Genomic DNA, 1,265 nt, shown 5'->3' with positions numbered 1-1,265 from the left:
AATGGCTCATTGGTTGCTCCTTGGTTTTGAGGCTTTGCCTCGCTTTTATTGGAGAGTTTTAACTACTCCGTTTTTAGGAGCAACCGCTTTTCATCTCGCCTAAGGGGCCTTAAGCGAAAGCGCGATTACAGTATGTATAATTTCGGTCAGAAGAATGCTGAAGCAGACAAACAAAGCGCATCTGCTCCAGACAATTTTTTAAAGCGGCGCTATTTTCGCCCTGTCGCGTGAAAATAGTAGTTTGGAATTGATCCATCGCCATCAAGGCGATTAGCAAGAGGATAAGATTGGTGACAGATTTGGACATCATCAAAGAAATTCAGCAAATAACTTTTCGTACATTCGCGAGCTGCATCCTCTTCTTCAGAATAGGAAGGTGCCAAAATTCCAGAAGCCTCCTTGTACCCCTCTAAAAACTCGCTGATTCTATAAACCAGCGGTATTTCACTCAGACTTGGATCTTTAAGAGTTTCTCTTTCTTCCCATGCTTTGTACTCATGCATATTCTGGATCAAATTCTCCCTAGAATTATCGGGAATATTATTGTTTGATAAACGTTTCAATAATTCCTCTTCAAAATGTGTACTAACGGCTTGGTAAGCTTGGCTCTTTTTTGTACCGACTTCAATAGTAAAGTGGTTCGTTTTAAAGAACTCGACATCAGGATTAGGTTGCAAAAATTGGTTTTCGCTCGGTAAAAATAAACTTCCTCCTTGCTCGACTAATCCAACCAGATAATCTAGAGTGCCCTCGTCAAAATATTTCGTCGTATTTAAATCAATGAAAACTCTATTGAACAACCCCTGAATTGTTTTCATTTGCTCTGCCTTATTGCAGTTGATTTTCAAAGAAACACGAGTGGATTCAATAGGGTCATCAGCCAGGTCATCTAGAGAAACACAGCGGAGCCCTTTTACCGATTCAGGAATTGCTTCCGAGGGTTTTCTTCCTATAATCACGTCAACTTTTTCAGAGTTGTTTTTCCACTCATTGATTTGAGCTATCGACACATCATTCAATCTAATTTCAGATACTGACATAAATTAAAATCCCAATTAAAAGTATTAATGTATATTGATATTATAAATTCAAAACAAATAAAATTCAAATAAAAAAAATAATTTTGTAAGCGTTTTTTAGAAATGTCACCTTCCCGTTAAATAGAAATGTCACCCCTGGTATGCAGAAGTTACTGGTACTTAGGAGGTGACCAAATGGAAGGACGAATTTCTATGAGCAGTAAAGAATTAAGCCGTTTAGAAGTA

General features: G+C 37.9%; 1 protein-coding gene. It reads right to left on the bottom strand.

Translation table 11 applies throughout. The features are described from left to right. Positions 1-209: 209 nt before the first annotated feature. Positions 210-1,040: a hypothetical protein gene (locus VFA52_00050; GenBank protein HZS42608.1), complete on the bottom strand. Its 831-nt coding sequence runs from the start codon at positions 1,038-1,040 to the stop codon at positions 210-212. Between the last annotated feature and the right edge of the window lie 225 nt (positions 1,041-1,265).

The organism is Candidatus Paceibacterota bacterium (genome assembly GCA_035652395.1).
Lineage (GTDB): Bacteria > Patescibacteriota > Minisyncoccia > Phycocordibacterales > CAJBRS01 > JADGRH01.
This window is presented reverse-complemented; position numbering and strand designations above follow the sequence as displayed.

Excerpts from the sequence above, each read along its gene's own strand:
- VFA52_00050 (HZS42608.1), bottom strand. The coding sequence starts at position 1,040 with ATGTCAGTATCTGAAATTAGATTGAATGATGTGTCGATAGCTCAAATC.